This is a genomic window from Corynebacterium sp. HMSC067D03 (assembly GCF_001811185.1).
Lineage (GTDB): Bacteria > Actinomycetota > Actinomycetes > Mycobacteriales > Mycobacteriaceae > Corynebacterium > Corynebacterium coyleae.
The window spans coordinates 23,663-41,803 of the sequence record NZ_KV803844.1 but is presented as its reverse complement, the minus strand read 5'-3'; the positions used below and the strand labels follow the sequence as shown (position 1 = coordinate 41,803).

Genomic DNA, 18,141 nt, shown 5'->3' with positions numbered 1-18,141 from the left:
GGGAAGGGGCGTGGGGTCGTCGAAAAGTGCGCGCAAGGAAGAGTTGTCCTAGACCACAAAGAGATTTGGGTGTAGTGTGGCCCACAATTCATTCCACGACCGAGAAAGGCCACAACGATGACTGTGTTTCCCAACCCTGGCACCGAGGGCTCGAACGTCAAGTTCCGCAAGCGCTACGACAACTACATCGGCGGCGACTGGGTTCCGCCGGTAGATGGCGAGTACTTCGAGAACATCACCCCGGTCACCGGCGAGGTGTTCTGCGAGGTTGCACGCGGTAAGGAAGCCGACATCAACCTGGCGCTCGACGCCGCACACAAGGCCGCACCCGCGTGGGGGAAGACCTCCCCGCAGGAGCGTTCCGGCGTCCTGCTGAAGATCGCGGACCGCATGGAGGAGCACCTTGAGGAGCTCGCCGTTGCGGAAACGTGGGAGAACGGCAAGGCTGTGCGTGAGACGCTCGCTGCCGATATTCCGCTGGCGATTGACCACTTCCGTTACTACGCAGGCGCGCTGCGTGCACAGGAAGGTCGTCTGAGCCAGATTGACGAGGACACCGTCGCCTACCACTTCCACGAGCCGCTCGGCGTTGTTGGCCAGATCATTCCGTGGAACTTCCCGCTGCTCATGGCGGCCTGGAAGCTTGCTCCGGCGCTGGCTGCAGGTAACGCGATCGTGCTCAAGCCGGCGGAGCAGACCCCGGCGTCGATCCTGTATCTGATGGATCTGATCGGCGACCTCATTCCGGCGGGTGTGCTAAACATTGTCAACGGTATGGGCGACGAGGCCGGCGCGGCACTGTCTGGTTCTGACCGCATTGCCAAGATTGCGTTCACCGGCTCGACTGAGGTGGGCAAGATCATTAACAAGGCCGCGGCCGACAAGATCATCCCGGTCACCCTCGAGCTTGGTGGCAAGTCCCCGGCACTGTTCTTCGAGGACATCTTTGCCAAGGATGATGACTTTAAGAAGAAGGCCATCGAGGGCTTCGCTATGTTCGCCCTGAACCAGGGGGAGGTCTGCACCTGCCCGTCCCGTGCGCTGGTGCATGAGTCCATTGCCGACGAGTTCCTTGAGCTGGGTGTGCAGCGCGTCAAGCAGATCAAGACCGGCAACCCGCTGGACACCGAAACCATGATGGGTGCGCAGGCCTCCACCGAGCAGATGGACAAGATCAAGTCCTACCTCGAGCTTGGGCCCCAGGAAGGTGCTGAGGTGCTCACCGGCGGCGGCGTGAACAAGATTGAGGGCCTGGAAAACGGCATGTACATCGAGCCGACCGTGTTCAAGGGCACCAACGACATGCGTATCTTCCAGGAGGAGATCTTCGGCCCGGTCATGTCCGTCACCACGTTCAAGGACTTCGACGAGGCCATCCGCATTGCCAACGACACCATCTATGGTCTCGGCGCCGGTGTCTGGGCGCGCTCCGGCACCACCGCATACAAGGCGGGTCGCGCGATCCAAGCGGGTCGTGTGTGGGTGAACCAGTACCACTCCTACCCGGCTCACGCGGCGTTCGGTGGTTACAAGAAGTCCGGCATCGGCCGCGAAACCCACCTGATGATGCTCGACCACTACCAGCAGACCAAGAACCTCCTCTGGTCCTACTCCGAGAAGGAAACCGGCCTGTTCTAAGAGCATTTGCTTAGCGACGACACCCTCATCGCCCACTTATGCTCCCGGTCGGTGAGGGTGTTTTTGCGTGCTTCTACCTGCGGAAACAAATAAAGTTGCGTCGAGTGGGAACAACTTTGGGTACAGTGTCGTTACATAGATTGAGTGCAACAGGCTCAAGGATGTGTCCGCCGGTGTTATAGTGGTGGCCGTCAAGTTGAGCCGGAGCGCATCAACTTACTGATAAACCACATTTCAACAGGAGGAATTACTTTTATGGCACGCGCAGTTGGTATTGACCTTGGCACCACGAACTCGGTTGTTTCCGTCCTTGAGGGCGGCGAGCCGGTAGTTATCGCTAACGCTGAGGGTTCCCGCACCACCCCGTCGGTTGTCGCTTTTGCGAAGAACGGTGAGGTGCTTGTTGGTCAGTCTGCAAAGAACCAGGCGGTGACCAACGTCGATCGCACGATCCGCTCCGTGAAGCGTCACATGGGCGAGGACTGGACCGTAGATATCGATGGCAAGAAGTACACCCCGCAGGAGATTTCCGCTCGTACGCTGCAGAAGCTGAAGCGCGACGCGGAGGCTTACCTGGGTGATGAGGTCACTGAGGCTGTTATTACCGTTCCGGCTTACTTCGAGGACGCTCAGCGTCAGGCCACCAAGGAAGCTGGCCAGATCGCGGGCCTGAACGTCCTGCGTATCGTGAACGAGCCGACCGCTGCGGCTCTGGCTTACGGCCTGGATAAGGCTGAGAAGGAAGAGACCATCCTGGTCTTCGACCTCGGTGGCGGCACCTTCGACGTGTCCCTGCTGGAGATCGGCGACGGTGTCGTTGAGGTCCTGGCTACCGCTGGTGACAACGAGCTCGGTGGCGACGACTGGGATAACCGCGTAGTCGAGTGGCTCGTGGACAAGTTCAAGTCCCAGAACGGCGTTGACCTGTCCAAGGACAAGATGGCTATGCAGCGTCTGCGCGAGGCTGCGGAGAAGGCCAAGATTGAGCTCTCGTCTGCACAGCAGGCTTCCATCAACCTGCCGTACATCACGGTTGACTCCGAGAAGAACCCGCTGTTCCTCGACGAGACCCTGACCCGCACCGAGTTCCAGAAGATCACCTCCGACCTGCTGGATCGCACCAAGAGCCCGTTCAACCAAGTGATCAAGGACGCTGGCCTGTCTGTCGGCGATATTGACCACGTTGTTCTGGTTGGTGGCTCGACCCGTATGCCGGCTGTGACCGAACTGGTCAAGGAGCTCACTGGCAAGGAGCCGAACAAGTCCGTGAACCCGGACGAGGTTGTGGCTCTGGGTGCTGCTCTGCAGGCTGGTGTCCTGCGCGGCGATGTCAAGGACGTGCTGCTGCTCGACGTCACCCCGCTGTCCCTCGGTATTGAGACCAAGGGTGGTGTGATGACCAAGCTCATCGAGCGCAACACCACTATCCCGACGAAGCGTTCGGAGACCTTCACCACGGCCGAGGACAACCAGCCGTCCGTGCAGATCCAAGTCTTCCAGGGTGAGCGCGAGATCGCTTCCGCGAACAAGCTGCTCGGCTCCTTCGAACTGGCAGGTATCGCTCCGGCACCGCGTGGTGTTCCGCAGATCGAGGTCACTTTCGACATCGACGCCAACGGCATCGTGTCCGTGTCCGCGAAGGATAAGGCCACCGGCAAGGAGAACACGATCAAGATCCAGGACGGCTCTGGTCTGTCTGATGAAGAGATCGATCGCATGATCAAGGACGCTGAGGCTCACGCTGACGAGGACAAGAAGCGTCGCGAGGAGCAGGAGACCCGCAACAACGCGGAGACCATGGCGTACCAGACCCGCAAGTTCATGGACGAGAACGGCGAGAAGCTTTCCGAGGACATCAAGACCCGCGTCACCGAGGCTGCCGATGCTGTCGACGAGGCCCTCAAGGGCGAGGACCTGGATGCCATCAAGTCTGCAGTGGAGAAGCTGACCACCGAGTCCCAGGCAATGGGCACCGCGCTCTACGAGGCTCAGGCCAACGAGGGTGCTACCCAGGCTGATGCTGGCGACGACAACGTTGTGGACGCCGAGGTTGTCGAGGACGACGACACCGACGCCGACAACAAGTAATCCAACCCAGTACGTGTAAGGAGGCGACGTCTGATGACGAACCCGAACAACGAGCAGATGCCCGACAACCCGGGTAATCCGGAGGCGACGGACGAACAGTACGTCTCCCCGGATCAGGCGGAAGCCCTGGCCGACGAGGCGGCTGAGTCCGAGGCACTGTCCACGGACGAGGACCCCCTCGTTGCCGCGGAAGCTGAGTTGAAAGACTTGGAAGATGCAGCGCAGATCGCCGACGGCGAGGTAGACCCGGACGCCGATGGCGACGGCACGGTCAGCGACATCGAGTTGCAGCTCGCAGAGCGCACCGAGTCCCTGCAGCGCGTCAGCGCCGAATACGCCAACTACCGCCGTCGCACGGAGCGTGAGCGTGGCGAGATTGCCACCACCGCGAAGGCAAAGTTTGCCACCGACCTGCTGCCGCTTCTCGACGATCTCGATCTCGCCCAGCAGCACGGCGACCTGGAAGAAGGCCCGCTGAAGGCTTTCGCGGATAAGTTCCGTTCCATCGTCGCTGGCCAGGGTGTGAAGGAGTTCGGTGCCGAAGGCGACGAGTTCAACCCGGAGGTCCACGAGGCCGTGCAGGATCTGTCCCAGGGCGATGAAAAGGTTCTGGGAACGGTGCTGCGCAAGGGCTACACGGTGGGTGACCGCTTGGTGCGAAACGCCATGGTGATCATCGCCGATCCGGCCGAAAGTGCCGATACCACCGAGTAACAACAACTTGGTGGCAGGGCCGGGGAATGGGTACACGCAAACAAGAAGCGGCCTGATCCCCGGCCTTTTTACTTAGATTATTTAGTGAACGAAATTTTAGAAGACAACAACTCCACACCGATATACAGCGAAAGGAGGGTGCGAGATGGCTATGCAACAGGAATGGGCCGACAAGGATTATTACGGCGACTTAGGCGTGTCGTCGTCGGCAAGCCAAGCTGATATTAAGAAGGCGTATCGCAAACTCGCACGCGAAAACCACCCAGATTCGAACCCCGGCAACAAGAAGGCTGAGGAGAAGTTCAAGCGGGTCGCGGAAGCGTACGACGTTATTGGCGACGAGCAGAAGCGCAAAGAATACGACCAGTTGAAGTCCATGATCGGCTCGGGCGGCTTTGGCCGGTTCGGGCGGGGAGGAGCGTCCGGTTTTCCGGGCGGGTTTCGCGGCACGGAAACGGAATTCGACCTCTCGGACATCTTCGGATCAGCCACTGGTGGACAAGCTGGAGACGGCGGCCTTGGTGATATCTTCGGTGGCTTCTTTGGCGGCCGCGGCGGTGCTGGCAGGAACGCTCGGCCGTCGCGGGGGGCCGACGTCGAAACGGAAATAACCCTCGACTTCCGCGAAGCAGCCAAGGGCACGACGTTCCCCGTCGAGCTCACCGGCGACGCACCGTGCACCACCTGCCACGGCTCTGGTTCGAAGTCCGGCAAGACGCACACGTGCGAGGTCTGCTCCGGCTCCGGTTACATCCGGGAGAACTCCGGCGCGTTCGGCATGGCTCGTCCCTGCACGAACTGCCACGGCACCGGCGAGGTCATCGAGGATCCGTGCACCACATGCAACGGCACCGGCACCGTCCGACGTACCCGTTCGATCACGGTCCGCATCCCCGCAGGCGTCATCGATGGTCAGAAGGTGCGCCTTGCAGGCCAAGGCGAAGCAGGTCCCAACGGCACTCCCGCAGGCGACCTGTTTGTCACTGTGCATGTGCGTAGCGACGACACCTTTACCCGCTCCGGCGACGACCTCGAAGTCACGGTCCCCGTCTCGTTTGCAGAGGTCGCCCTCGGTTCCACTATCACGGTGCCGACCCTAGACAACCCGGTGAAGGTCAAGGTCCCCGCTGGCACCCCGAACGGCCGCACCTTGCGCGTGCGTGGCCGTGGTATCCCGAAGCGTTCTGGCAACGCCGGCGACCTGTTGGTCACGGTTGAGGTGAAGGTGCCGAAGGATCTCGATCCGTCCGCAACCAGTGCGCTGCGCGCATACGCCCAGGCCGAGAAGGATTCTGGTTTCGACCCGCGCGCCGGCTGGTCCGAGCGCTAGACGGCGAAAGGAGGTGTAACCATGGCAGAAGAGAAGGAATACTTCGTCATCTCTGTCGCCGCCGAGCTCACCGGTATGCACGCGCAGACCCTGCGCACCTACGACAGGCTGGGCCTGGTCACCCCGAAACGCACCAAGGGTGGAGGCCGTCGCTACTCCAGCCGTGACATCTCGATGCTGCGCCGCATTCAGTACCTCTCCCAGGAGGAAGGCGTGAACCTGGCGGGCATCAAGACGATCATTGAGCTCTCCGCGCAGATCGAGGAACTGCAGGACGAGTTGGATGCCCAGCGCGGTCACAACGAAGAGCTGCGCCAGAAGTTGCGCAACGGTTCTCGCCGTGGTGGCGAGTTGGTGCACGTGCCGCGTTCCACCGCGGTCGTGGCATGGGAGCCAGCTGCTTCACGACGACGCCGTCGCCGCAACCTCACCCCCGACGCCTAGTCGGCGGCCGCACCTGAGGCGGCGGCGCCGACGGAAACGACGCTGGCAACGACAAACAAGAAATGCCCGCGCTACCCATCAAGGGCAGCGCGGGCTTTGTCGCGTCTGAACTACAGCGACCTACCCGCCGAACTCGATGGCAGCAGCACCGCCGATGTGGCGGAGGTTGGACTTGGCCAGGTTGAACAGTCGGCCGACGCCACCTTCAAGGAAGGCGGTGCGGGCGCCAGACTTGGCAAAGCCCTTCATCATGTCCCAGGTGATTCCCGGTGGCAGGGAGAGAGCCTCGGGGTCGGTGACGATGTCGACGACCACGGGGCCGTCGTAAGCAAGTGCCTCCTTGAGCATCGGCTCGAGGTCCTCGGGCTCCTCGATGCGGAAGGACTTGATGCCGACACCCTTGGCGATCTCGGCGAAGTTGACCTGTTCGTGGTCGGTGCCGAAGTAGGGCATGCCGGCGACCATCATCTCGAGTTTGACCATGCCGAGGGAGGAGTTGTTGAAGCAGATCACCTTCACCGGCAGCTGGTGCAGTTTGATGGTGAGCAATTCGCCCATAAGCATGCCCAGGCCGCCGTCGCCGGACCAGGAGATGACCTGACGGTCCGGCTGTGCTGCCTGGACGCCGATGGCCATCGGCAGAGCATTAGCCATGGTGCCGTGGAGGAAGGATGCGCCTTCGTCGCGCTTACCGTTCGGGGTGAGGTAGCGCGAGGACCACACGTTGCACATGCCGGTGTCGACGGTGAAGTAGGCGTCGTCGTCGGCAAGCTTGTCCAGCACGGAGGCAGCGAGCTCGGGGTGGATCGGCTTCTTCGACTCGAAGGCTTCCTCGGTGTAGCTCTTCACCACGTGGTCCAGCAGCTGGTAGTGGCGCTTGAGCATCTTGTCCAGGAACTTGCGGTCCTTCTTCTCCTCGACGTGGGGGAGGATGTTTTCGATGACGCTCTTCACGTCGCCGACGACGGGGTAGTCGACCTTGGTGCGGCGGCCGATGTGGGTGCCGTTGATGTCGATCTGGGCGACGTTTTCCTCCGGCAGCCAGTCGGTGTACGGGAAGTCGGTGCCGACCATGATGAACAGGTCGGACTCTTCCATGGCGTCGAGGCAGGCGCCGTAGCCAAGGAGGCCGGACATGCCGACGTCGTAAGGGTTGTCGTACTCGAAGTACATCTTGCCGCGGAAGGAGTGGCCGATCGGGGACTTGATCTTCTCGGCCAGGGCGAAGACTTCGTCGCGGGCGTCGCGTGCACCGTAGCCGCAGAACAGGGTGACCTTGTCGGCGTTGTTGATGGCCTCGACAAGCCGTGCGGCCTCAGCGGGGTCGGGGTAGACGCGCTTGTCCTTGCCGGTGGCGTAGACGGAGTCGGCGGTGTGAGGACCGTCGGCAACGTCGGCGGCGAACACGTCGCCAGGCACGACCATCACGGACACACCGTTGCCGGCGAGTGTGTTCTGCAGGGCGTTGTGCAGCACGCGCATGCCCTGGTCGGCGGTGTGGACGACCTCGCAGTAGGAGGAGCACTCCTGGAACAGCATCTCCGGGTGGGTCTCCTGGAAGAAGGAGGAACCGATCTCGGCCGTCGGGATATGCGATGCAATGGCGAGTACCTTCGCGCCGTTGCGGTGGGACTCGAACAGGCCTTGGACGAAGTGGGTGTTGCCCGGGCCGCAGGACGCGCCGCAGACGGCGAGTTCGTCGGTGGCTAGCGAGTCTGCACCGGCAGCAAACGCTGCGGCTTCCTCGTTGCGGACGTGGACCCACTCGATGTCGCTTTCGCGCACGGCGTCAGAAAGCGGGTTGAGCGAGTCGCCCACCAGACCGTAAATGCGTTTAATGCCGAGGGCCTCGAGGCGCTCGACGACTTGCTCTGCAAAGTTTGCCATGGTTTATCAGACTCCTAAAGGTAGTTTCTTTAAACGTTCGCCATGGTAACGCCATTTCTTAAGTTGTGCTTGCGCGCTGTTGCAAAGCAGACACAAAGGCCGGGTCTGTGAAGTAGTCGGAGTGTCCGCCACGCACGCCCTCCACGCGCTGTGCGCCCCACCCTACATACGACGGCGACGCGCCGAGCACCGCCGACGGACCAGAGCGCAGCAACAGGATGGGGTCCTGTGGCGAATCGACGACGTGAACGGTGGCGTGCTCATCCGCAAGTGTGAGCTCGGAGACGTGCTGGCCTGCGACGCCGGCGCTGCCGAGAACCCATAAGTCATCCGCTATAAGTCCATGGTCGCGCGCCGCCGTGGTGGCCAGCAGCGTGCCGTAACTGTGGGAGACGACGGTCTTCTGCGCGTCCGGGAAGCGCTCTTCGATTGCAGCTTGGAACATCGCCAGATCATCCGCACCGGCCGACGCGCGCAGGGGAGAGACCGCCCGCGGCACCGAGCGTGGCGGCGCATAACCCTGCCACACCACCACCGCAGCACCGGTCTGCTGGGCCAACCGCGACGCCTTTGCCAACTCACCCTCCAACTTCGCGGGCGCGCCCGTGGTCGCGCCGGCCACCATGGTGATCACCCGCGCCGGTTCCACAACGTCACCGACGACAACAGTGGTCGAAGCAGGTCCGGCCTCGAGAACGGTCCCGCCCGCAGCCTCCACAGCAGCGAGGGTTGCAGCGGGCAACGTCGGCGCATGACGTGCGTGCAGGTCTGCAAACGACTCATCCGGGTGGGCGAACAACGGGTCGTAGTCCTGCTCGTGCCCGCCCAACCGCAGCAAGGACCGTGCGAGTTCCAGGTCCAGCGCCATCGACATCGCATTGAGCCACAGCACGGTGCGCGAGTGCAGGTAGAGGGTGGCAAACATGGCGGCCTCGTCCAACTGCCGTTGCAGCCCCGCCGCCGTGGAGACAAGCGCAGCAGCCGTGGCCAAGTCGTCGGCACCGCGCGCAAACACAGACCCGAACGCATCTAACCGCGCGTATGCCGCATCCGCCGCCACGCCCCGAAAGCCCGTGGACACCAACGCCTCGCGTGAGGTTGGAACATGGGCGGCGCGCTCCCGGGCGGCATCAGCAGCAAGGCGCAACGCGGCCGCTGCCGCCGTAAGTTCCGCCGCGTCCAGCGCCGGGCGGTACGTGGCAACACTCATGGCGCAAGCCTCGCTTCCAGGTCGGCGTCCACGCCCTCCACCGCGCGGGCAAAGCGCGCGATGGAATTGAGGTGGGTGTTGAGGTGGGCGGTGGTGTCGTCGATAAGCATGTGCGTGCTGTTGCGTATCGACGACAACGCTTCCGCCGTCCGCGACACCCCCACCTGCGCAAACGGTAACGGTGTGAACGTTCGGGTGAGGCCGCGGGCGACGGGTGCTGTGCGTGTTGAGATTTCAAGAGTCATGGGCCGAATCCTCTGCGCACCAGCACACAACCACAAGGGGCGAAGAAAAATCTGTGGATAACTGCCCCGAACTCCACCTAAAGTTATCCACATGAAGATCGCGTTGGTGCAAACGGTCACAGGCAGTGACACAATGGACAACTTTGCCCACCTTGCTCCGCTGGTGCGCGACGCCGCCGCCCAAGGCGCGAGCCTGATTGTGCTGCCAGAGGGTGCCAGTCAGGCCTTTGAGCAGGGCCGATTGGATACGCAGGCGGCGGGCCTCGACGGCGCGTTTGCCACCAACATGCGCGACCTTGCAGGCGATCTGGGCGTGACCGTCGTGGCTGGCATGTTCCGGCCCGCCGATATTGTGCAGCGCGGCGAGAAAACCATCAACCGCGTCTACAACACCGCCCTGATCACGGGAAATAGCCTGCATGAGGGGTACGACAAGATCCACACGTACGACGCGTTTAACTACCGCGAGTCCGACACCGTGCGCCCCGGCGAACGCCTGGTCACCTTCGAACACGACGGCGTGACGGTGGGCGTGGCCACCTGCTTCGACATTCGCTTCCCCGAGCAGTTCCAGGCGCTCGCGGACCGCGGCGCCCAAGTCATTGTCGTACCCACAAGCTGGGCCGACGGGCCCGGCAAGGTGGAGCAGTGGCGCATCTTAACCGCCGCGCGCGCACTCGACGCCGGGGTGTTCATCGCGGCCGCCGGCCAGTCGCGCCCCGACTTCGAAACCAAAGCGGGCGAGCCGTCCGGTCCCACCGGCGCGGGCCACTCAACCGTGGTCGACCCTTCCGGCGTGCGCATCGCCGAAGCCGGCTACGGGCCCGAAACCCTGGTCGTAGACATCGACCCCGAAGAGGCCGCCAAGCAGCGCAAACGCCTTCCGCTCGGCCAGATCCGCGCGGACACTACGATGCGCTAAACCACTCCGGCGTCGCGTCGTGGGCGATGACCTGCACGCCCTCGGCCCCGGCCTCCCGAAGCGCTGCCGTAATCGCGGCCGCGCGCACCTCGTCCGCGCACACGATCACGTCGCGGCCCCACCACATTCCCGGCCCCGACACCACCTGCTCCAGCGACGCACCCAGCCGCGACTCCACCACCCAACTCACGTCCAGCCAGTCCTGCGCGCCAGCCAACGCGTCCAGCGCCGCGCGGTCGTACGTCACATCCGAAACCAGGTGCACATCGGGGCGCTCCTCGCATTCCAACCAGTGAAAAACCAGCGCCTTCGCCGCAGCCAACCCCGTCCCCGCGGCCACCAAGAGCACTTGCTTATCGACGAACCCCTGCAGACCCCCGCGCGCCACACCCAATGTCAACCACGCGCCGGGCGCAACCGCAAGATCGGTGCCGGTGCTGATGTGAAACTCCATTTGTCCGAATGGGTTCGACGGCAGCGCCGGGATCAGTCCGGTCCACATGCCGGGGGCCTCCGGCGACATTACGGGCAGCGTTTCACCGGGGGCGTAGATGATGCGCGTGCCTGCCTCGAGGCGCACGATCTGCACCCCGTCGCGCTCCTCCACGCTGGTGACCTGCGCCGCTGAGGCCGCCGGCACGCCCGCGTAGTCGGCTTGGGATGCTGCCTTGCGCATCACCTCACCCGCTGCCACGAGCGTCGGAGTGGGGTCCTCGGTGCCACCGCCAGCACCGGTGCCGACCTCGGCGCCGGTTTCTTCGGCGACGGTGCGGATGGCGTCGCCAAGCAACTGCATCGCGTTGGGGTACTCCTCGGCGGGGAAGCCGGTGCGGCGCAGGTCCAGCGCGATCGCGCGCAGGCGGTCGGTGGTTTCGGTGGGGGAGTGGCTGAGGAGGAACGTGGTGGCGTCGATAAGCATCTGCGGCATGCGCTCACCAGGAGCAAGCATCATCGACGCATGTGGATACGCCTCCACGAACCTCGCGCGCCACACCTCACTCACGCGCGATCCGTGGGTGCGCAACAACTCAACGGACTCCGGAAAAGTCATGAAAACAGCGTACTGGGTTAGAGTACAGACTGTTTTATATGCGATAAGTGGATAAAGGAAGGTGCTGCGATGGAATTCACCCCATACACGCTGCTTACCGACATCGGATGGATCTCCCTCCTCCTCATCGTCGGCAACGTCCTGCGCAACCGACTGCGCGTACTGCAAGCATTGCTGCTGCCTGCACCGATCACCGCGGGCCTTATCGGGCTCATCCTCGGGCCGGAAGTCCTCGGCCTGATTAACTGGTCCGACCAGGTGGGCACGTACACCACGCTGCTCATCGCGGTGGTGTTCGCGTCGATGGCGTACTCGATGCAATTCGGCGGGTCCGTGGCCACCGGTGCGCGCAACATGTGGGGCTATTCCACCGCAATGTTCATGGGGCAATGGGGCCTATTCATCCTGCTTGGCATCTACCTCTTCGCACCCGTATTCGGCACCGAGCCGTGGTTCGGCATGATGCTGCCCGTCGGCTTCGTCGGCGGCTTCGGCACCGCAGCGGCCGTCGGCTCCGCGCTTGAGGAGATCGGCGTTGAAGGCGCATCCTCTCTCGGCTTCACCTCCGCCACCGTGGGCACCCTCGTGGCGATTGTCGGCGGCGTGATCATGGCCAACTGGGGCATCCGCAAAGGCAAGGCGTCCCAGCTCGCGGGCGATCTTCCCGACGACCTGCGCACCGGCTACATCCGCAACGAGGAAGAACGCCCCTCCATCGGCAAAGCCACCACCAACCCGTCGTCCATCGAACCGCTCGCACTGCACGCCGGCTTCATCGTGTTCACCGTGCTCATCGCGTACCTGCTGAACACGCTGATCAAGGGGCAGTGGCCAAACGTGTCCATTCCGCTGTTCGCCATGTCGTTCGTGGTCGGCCTCATCGGTCGCCTTGCCTTGCGACTCGCCGGCCGCCCGAACTACCTCGACGGCTCCACCATCAACTCCATCTCCGGCGCCGCCACCGACTACATGATCGCCTTCGGCATCGCGTCTATCGTCCCCGCCGCACTCGCCGGCTACTGGCAGGCCCTGGTTGTCATGTTCGTCCTGGGTACCGTGTTCTGCGTGGTCTGGATGCTGTGGGCCGGCCCGACCTTCTTTGGCGAAAACTGGCTCGAGCGTGGCCTGTTCGGCTGGGGCTGGGCCACCGCCGCCGTGGCCACCGGCATCGCGCTGCTCAAGATGGTCGACCCGAAACTCAAGTCCGGCACCCTCAACGAGTACGGCGTGGCCTACGTTGGCTTCGCCCCCTTCGAGATCGGCATGACCATCCTCGCACCGATCGCCGTCATCGCCGGCTTCACCACCGGTTTCGGCTGGGTGTCCTTCGCCGTCGCCGTGGGCGTGGTCGTGCTCGCCTACGTGCTCAAGTGGGTGCCCGTGCGTAACGACGACCGCAGCGCCGCCCCGGCAAGGGAGTAGCTACACGGGTTTCCTTTTAAGCACTGAATGGATGTATTGCTGCCCCGCTAGCCAGGATGCGGCAGCGGGGTTCATTGAATGCATAAGGCGTGCGGATATTCGATGAACACGGATCAATTGCCCAGGGTCAAGCAGCGGTTCTAGATGGCTTGCACGATTTCGTGCGTGCCGTACTGCATTTGCCCACTGGTAAATGACAGCGGGATTAGCGCTCTGGAATTCGGAAGCGTTCCGAGCAGTAAATGCATGCTTGAGAGTCTCGTCCCAAATCCGCATCCGGGGATTTTGAGGAGAAGAAACCTGGGGTTGAGGCAAGATGAAAAGCCATGAACCGAAAGGCAAAGCCGCGACAAGGTCGTCATGAGAAGGATTCGGCTTTGCACAATTGCCAAGTTCGTCTCGTAGGGCTGGTTCCGCTTTTTGCCAAAGTGGCCTTTTGCGTGGTGGCGAAATAATCTGGCGAAGTCGAGGTGCAGGATCCTTTAGCCAGTCCCTTGTGTACGCACAAGTACGGTTTGGATCATTAACCGGTTGGGATGCATTCCAAGTTTGAAGGCGTGAATTGATGCTGTTTCTGAGTTGTACTTCGACCATACCTGTGGTCGCAGCGACAGCTCCCGCCATCTCGATATTCCAAAGGTAGAGCAGAAGTGCTTGTTTTTCTGAGCCCCCGGCTGCCTGTATGTAAGTTTTGAAGCGAGGGTCAGAAAGAGCACGCGTAATCGAATATGTAGTTTGCTTCTGCACAAAACTATATATACAGTTGGTTCTCACAAGACGGGTTAAAATCCGGTAATTAAGAGAATGTCCGCTAGGTGCAGTCGCGCCCAGCGGCTTTCTTTTTGTCGCTTAACCCGTAACAACCGTGAGGCAAACGCGCCCCTGATCGTCTAGCTGCGTTTTTGTGCAACTAGACGATCTTTCTTTTATCGACCATCGTTTCCATCATCACCTGGGGAAACATTTTCGACGAAAGCTGATCGTCTAGCACGCACTGCCGCGCAACTAGACGACCAGCACTAAGGGCGTCGCGTTGATCGTTAGACTGAGTCGTTATGGAAATGGGGTATGAAGAGATCGTCCAGCGCCTTTTGGAGAAGAGTAAAGAAGCCTTCATTCTTGCGTTGGAGCTTTACAACCGTCCGACTCTGAAATATCACGCTGAGTCCTGCTCGATATTTCTTTGTAATGCTTGGGAGCTCATGCTCAAGGCGTACTTAGTCAAAGAACGAGGAGTCGAGGCTATCTACTACCCCGATGAGCCGGGGAAGACAATCGCGCTTGCGGATTGCCTGAAGAAAATTTTTACGAACGACAAAGATCCATTACGGGTGAACATGGCTGAGATCATCCGCTTCCGTAACATCAATACGCATTTCATTACTGACGAGTATGAGATCTTTATCGGTCCATTCCTGCAGAAGTCAGTGATGAACTATGCAGACAAACTGCTCGAGCTGCATGGCGAGTCTGTAAGTGAATTAATTCCGGAAAATCACCTCACGCTTGCTGTGCGTCGTGGTGCTATTGATCCCGACGTAATCCGGGCAAAATATGAACCACACGTCGCGGAGAAGCTCCTAAAAATGAGACAGTTTGCAGCAGACGCGGCTGGTACAGGTGAAGGGGGAGCCGCTGCTGCGATTTATGAGACGAACCTCCGCATCGTCAAGAAGTCGAAGGATGCTGATCTCAATGTCTACATCGATAGCGATGCTGATGCGGGCATTGCCATTGTCAAGGATGTCCGCGATGCAGCTAGTTACTATCCATACACCAAAAAATTGGCGGTTAACGAGGTGCTCAAGCGCCTCGCTAAGTCGAAGACAACCATCTATCACCGTGGAGAAAAACGCAGATTTAACAAATATGACTTCGACCTCTTCATCAAGGTTTTTCAACTCCGGGACGATGAACGATACGCCTACGACCGCAGTACGGCTGGTGAGAATGCGACAATGTGGACATATTCTCAGCAGGCCGTCGAGCTAGTAGTTGGTTATCTGCAGAAGGACCCAGAAGGGTGCCTCGACGCACTTAAGAGAAAAGCAGGAAAATAAAAACGCCAACCCTCGGAGCAAAGGAGTTCTCAGGCCGAAGCCCTACTCCCATTCGGGAACCCAGCTTTATCCTTCTCGGGTTGGCGCTGTAGTCATAATGCTAATTGCACATGTTGTCTTGCACAACACTTATTTGCCTATCGGGGAGCAGTGTTGGGCAAAAAACATGAGGTAAAAACGTTGAAAAACGTGTCTTCAAAGCCCTTTGGTCTTTTAAAGGAGCTGGCCTCCCCCTGATCGTCTAGCTGCTCTTTTGCGCGACTAGACGATCTTTCTTTTATCGACCATCGTTTCCATCATCACCTGGGGAAACATTTTCGACGAAAGCTGATCGTCTAGCACGCACTGCCACGCAACTAGACGACCAGCGAAAACACCCCACCAACCCCACCTTGAGCTATCCCCGCGCAACTTTTTTCGTGTTGACAGGAACAGACTCAACTTCTCGTGCGTTACACATAGTGCGAAACAAAATTTAGGCACGAAAGGATGATGTGATATGGCATCGAAGTACACACAGAAAACGCAGGAGGCTTTGCAGCAGGCGCAGATGCGTGCGTCGGCTGCGGGGAACCCGGATATGCGCCCGGCTCATGTGCTTGAGGCGTTACTGAAGCAGGACGGCGGCATTGCTGCCCCGGTGCTCAAGGCCACGGGTGTGGATCCGGAGACGGTGGCGCGCGAGGCTGGCGAGCTGATTAGTGGTTACCCGAGCGCGGAGGGCCAGGGCATGGCCAACCCGGGGATTAATAGGGATCTGCAGACGGCGCTGAGTGTTGCGCAGGATCTTGCAAGTGAACTTGGGGACGAGTACGTTTCCGCCGATGTTCTCCTCGCCGCGGTTGCGAAGGGTAAGGACGATGCGGCTGAGTTGCTGCAGAAGCGTGGCGCAACGTTTGAGGCGCTCAAGGAGGCGTTCCCGTCGGTTCGTGGTGGCAAGAAGGTCACCTCGGAGAATCCGGAGGATCAGTTCCAGGCGCTGCAGAAGTACTCGACGGACCTGACTGCTCGTGCGCGTGAGGGCAAGATTGATCCGGTGATCGGCCGCGATTCGGAGATTCGCCGTGTGGTTCAGGTGCTTTCCCGTCGTACGAAGAACAATCCGGTGCTGATCGGTGAGCCGGGCGTCGGTAAGACTGCGATCGTTGAGGGGCTTGCGCGCCGCATTGTGGCGGGCGACGTCCCGGAGAGCCTGAAGGGCAAGACCCTGATTTCGTTGGATCTTGGCTCGATGGTCGCGGGTGCGAAGTACCGCGGTGAGTTCGAGGAGCGTCTGAAGGCTGTGCTCGATGAGATTAAGGAGTCGAACGGCCAGATCATTACGTTTATCGACGAGCTGCACACCATCGTCGGCGCCGGCGCCACCGGTGATTCCGCGATGGATGCCGGCAACATGATTAAGCCGTTGCTGGCTCGCGGTGAGCTGCGTCTGGTCGGTGCGACGACGTTGGATGAGTACCGTCAGTACATTGAGAAGGATGCCGCCCTGGAGCGCCGCTTCCAGCAGGTTTACGTTGGGGAGCCGACGGTCGAGGACACGATCGGCATTCTGCGTGGCCTGAAGGAGCGCTACGAGGTGCACCACGGCGTGCGTATCCAGGACTCGGCACTGGTGTCGGCGGCGGAGCTTTCCAACCGCTACATCACGAACCGGTTCCTGCCGGATAAGGCGATCGATCTTGTGGACGAAGCCGGCTCCCGCCTCCGTATGCAAATCGATTCTTCCCCGCAGGAGATTGATGAGCTGGAGCGTATTGTTCGTCGTCTAGAAATCGAGGAGATCGCGCTGCAGAAGGAGTCCGACGCGGCGTCGAAGCAGCGCCTCGAGCACCTGCGCGAGGAACTCGCTGACCAGCGTGAACGTCTCGGTGAGATGAAGGCTCGTTGGGAGAACGAGAAGGCTGAGGTGAACAAGGTCCAGTCCGCGAAGGAGGAGCTCGAGCGTCTGCGCAACGAGTCCGAGATTGCGGAGCGCGACGGCGACTACGCCAAGGTCTCCGAGCTGCGCTACGGGCGCATCCCCGAACTGGAGGCGGAGGTAGCCAAGGCGGAGTCTGAGGCCAGCAACAAGACGATGCTGGAGGAGGAAGTCACGCCGGACATCATCGCCGATGTCGTCTCTTCCTGGACGGGCATTCCGGCCGGCAAGATGATGCAGGGTGAGACCGAGAAGCTGCTCAACATGGAATCTGTGCTGGGTGAGCGTGTCGTCGGCCAGAAGGAAGCCGTCGTCGCGGTGTCGGACGCGGTGCGTCGCTCCCGTGCGGGCGTGGCGGATCCGAACCGTCCGATCGGCTCGTTCCTCTTCCTCGGCCCGACGGGTGTGGGTAAGACGGAGTTGGCCAAGTCGCTTTCGGAGTTCCTTTTCGACGACGAAACCGCAATGATCCGCATCGACATGTCCGAATACGGTGAGAAGCACTCGGTTGCGCGCCTGGTCGGTGCCCCTCCGGGATACGTCGGCTACGACGCTGGCGGCCAGCTCACTGAGGCTGTTCGTCGTCGTCCGTACTCGCTCGTGCTTTTCGACGAGGTAGAGAAGGCCCACCCCGACGTCTTCGACGTGCTTCTCCAAGTGCTGGACGAGGGTCGCCTCACCGACGGCCAGGGCCGCACGGTCGACTTCCGCAACACGGTGGTGATCCTGACCTCCAACCTGGGCGCCGGTGGCGACCGCGACCAGATCATGGAGGCTGTGAAGCGCCACTTCAAGCCGGAGTTCATCAACCGTCTCGACGACGTTGTGGTGTTCGACCCGTTGAGCAAGGACCAGTTGGTCGGCATCGTCGACATCCAGCTGGAGGGCCTGGCCGAGCGTCTCGCCGCCCGCCGCCTGGTGCTGGAGGTGTCGGATTCGGCGAAGTCCTGGCTCGCAGATCGCGGCTACGACCCGGCCTACGGCGCTCGTCCGCTGCGTCGCCTGATCCAGCAGGCCATCGGTGACCGTCTGGCGAAGAAGTTGTTGGCCGGTGACATCCGCGACGGTGACACCGTCCATGTCGATGTTGCCGACGGCGGCGAGTTCCTCGACGTCACTGCTGGCGTCAGCGCCGCTTAGTTCGGTGCTGTCGCTGTAAGCCCAGGTCGGGTGGAGAAAATCCGCCCGGCCTTTTCTTCTACCGGCCCCATT

The 18,141-nt window shown here is 61.2% G+C and carries 13 protein-coding genes; 9 read left to right on the top strand and 4 right to left on the bottom strand.

From position 1 onward, the window contains the following. Nucleotides 1-117 precede the first annotated feature (117 nt). The 5 genes from HMPREF2785_RS10790 to HMPREF2785_RS10770 all read left to right on the top strand — a co-directional run bounded on the left by HMPREF2785_RS10790 (nucleotide 118) and on the right by HMPREF2785_RS10770 (nucleotide 6,214). Nucleotides 118-1,638, top strand: coding sequence for an acetaldehyde dehydrogenase ExaC (locus HMPREF2785_RS10790; RefSeq protein WP_070615468.1), 1,521 nt, complete (start codon nucleotides 118-120; stop codon nucleotides 1,636-1,638). Nucleotides 1,639-1,893: 255 nt separating this feature from the next. Beyond that, the gene (gene dnaK / locus HMPREF2785_RS10785) at nucleotides 1,894-3,726 is read left to right on the top strand and encodes a molecular chaperone DnaK (RefSeq protein ID WP_070615465.1); all 1,833 of its coding nucleotides are present in this window, start codon (nucleotides 1,894-1,896) and stop codon (nucleotides 3,724-3,726) included. 33 nt (nucleotides 3,727-3,759) lie between these two features. Further along, a complete protein-coding gene (gene grpE / locus HMPREF2785_RS10780; protein WP_070615462.1) occupies nucleotides 3,760-4,440 on the top strand; it encodes a nucleotide exchange factor GrpE in 681 nt (226 codons plus the stop codon). Between the two features lie 145 nt (nucleotides 4,441-4,585). After that, nucleotides 4,586-5,770, top strand: coding sequence for a molecular chaperone DnaJ (gene dnaJ, locus HMPREF2785_RS10775; protein WP_070615459.1), 1,185 nt, complete (start codon nucleotides 4,586-4,588; stop codon nucleotides 5,768-5,770). A gap of 21 nt (nucleotides 5,771-5,791) precedes the next feature. After that, on the top strand, nucleotides 5,792-6,214 hold the full coding sequence (locus tag HMPREF2785_RS10770) for a heat shock protein transcriptional repressor HspR (RefSeq protein ID WP_070615456.1): 423 nt from the start codon (nucleotides 5,792-5,794) through the stop codon (nucleotides 6,212-6,214). 120 nt (nucleotides 6,215-6,334) lie between these two features. Here the strand turns inward: HMPREF2785_RS10770 and HMPREF2785_RS10765 are convergent, their stop codons facing one another. From HMPREF2785_RS10765 to HMPREF2785_RS11875, 3 genes are read right to left on the bottom strand one after another with little or no spacing between them, the layout of a single operon-like run. Further along, nucleotides 6,335-8,101, bottom strand: coding sequence for a pyruvate dehydrogenase (locus tag HMPREF2785_RS10765; protein ID WP_070615453.1), 1,767 nt, complete (start codon nucleotides 8,099-8,101; stop codon nucleotides 6,335-6,337). Between the two features lie 58 nt (nucleotides 8,102-8,159). Further along, entirely contained in the window at nucleotides 8,160-9,311 is a 1,152-nt protein-coding gene (locus HMPREF2785_RS10760; protein WP_070615452.1) for an alpha/beta hydrolase, read from the bottom strand. Beyond that, on the bottom strand, nucleotides 9,308-9,556 hold the full coding sequence (locus HMPREF2785_RS11875) for a hypothetical protein (protein ID WP_070452523.1): 249 nt from the start codon (nucleotides 9,554-9,556) through the stop codon (nucleotides 9,308-9,310). The genes HMPREF2785_RS10760 and HMPREF2785_RS11875 overlap by 4 nt, the downstream gene beginning before the upstream one ends. 91 nt (nucleotides 9,557-9,647) lie before the next feature. On the opposite strand from HMPREF2785_RS11875, the gene HMPREF2785_RS10755 reads away from it, so the two are divergent. Continuing rightward, complete coding sequence (locus tag HMPREF2785_RS10755; RefSeq protein WP_070615449.1) at nucleotides 9,648-10,478, top strand: carbon-nitrogen hydrolase family protein; 831 nt, start codon at nucleotides 9,648-9,650, stop codon at nucleotides 10,476-10,478. Here the strand turns inward: HMPREF2785_RS10755 and HMPREF2785_RS10750 are convergent. Further along, nucleotides 10,465-11,529: a ferredoxin reductase domain-containing protein gene (locus HMPREF2785_RS10750; protein ID WP_070615446.1), complete on the bottom strand. Its 1,065-nt coding sequence runs from the start codon at nucleotides 11,527-11,529 to the stop codon at nucleotides 10,465-10,467. The genes HMPREF2785_RS10755 and HMPREF2785_RS10750 overlap by 14 nt on opposite strands. Nucleotides 11,530-11,598: 69 nt before the next feature. On the opposite strand from HMPREF2785_RS10750, the gene HMPREF2785_RS10745 reads away from it, so the two are divergent. The 3 genes from HMPREF2785_RS10745 (at nucleotide 11,599) to clpB (ending at nucleotide 18,069) form a co-directional block, all read left to right on the top strand. Then, nucleotides 11,599-12,951 (top strand): sodium/glutamate symporter, encoded by a 1,353-nt coding sequence (locus HMPREF2785_RS10745; protein WP_070615443.1) that lies wholly within the window; start codon nucleotides 11,599-11,601, stop codon nucleotides 12,949-12,951. 1,055 nt (nucleotides 12,952-14,006) lie between these two features. Next, a complete protein-coding gene (locus HMPREF2785_RS10740; protein ID WP_141739417.1) occupies nucleotides 14,007-15,011 on the top strand; it encodes a DUF3644 domain-containing protein in 1,005 nt (334 codons plus the stop codon). 499 nt (nucleotides 15,012-15,510) lie between these two features. Then, a complete protein-coding gene (clpB, locus tag HMPREF2785_RS10735; protein ID WP_070484527.1) occupies nucleotides 15,511-18,069 on the top strand; it encodes an ATP-dependent chaperone ClpB in 2,559 nt (852 codons plus the stop codon). Nucleotides 18,070-18,141: the final 72 nt, after the last annotated feature.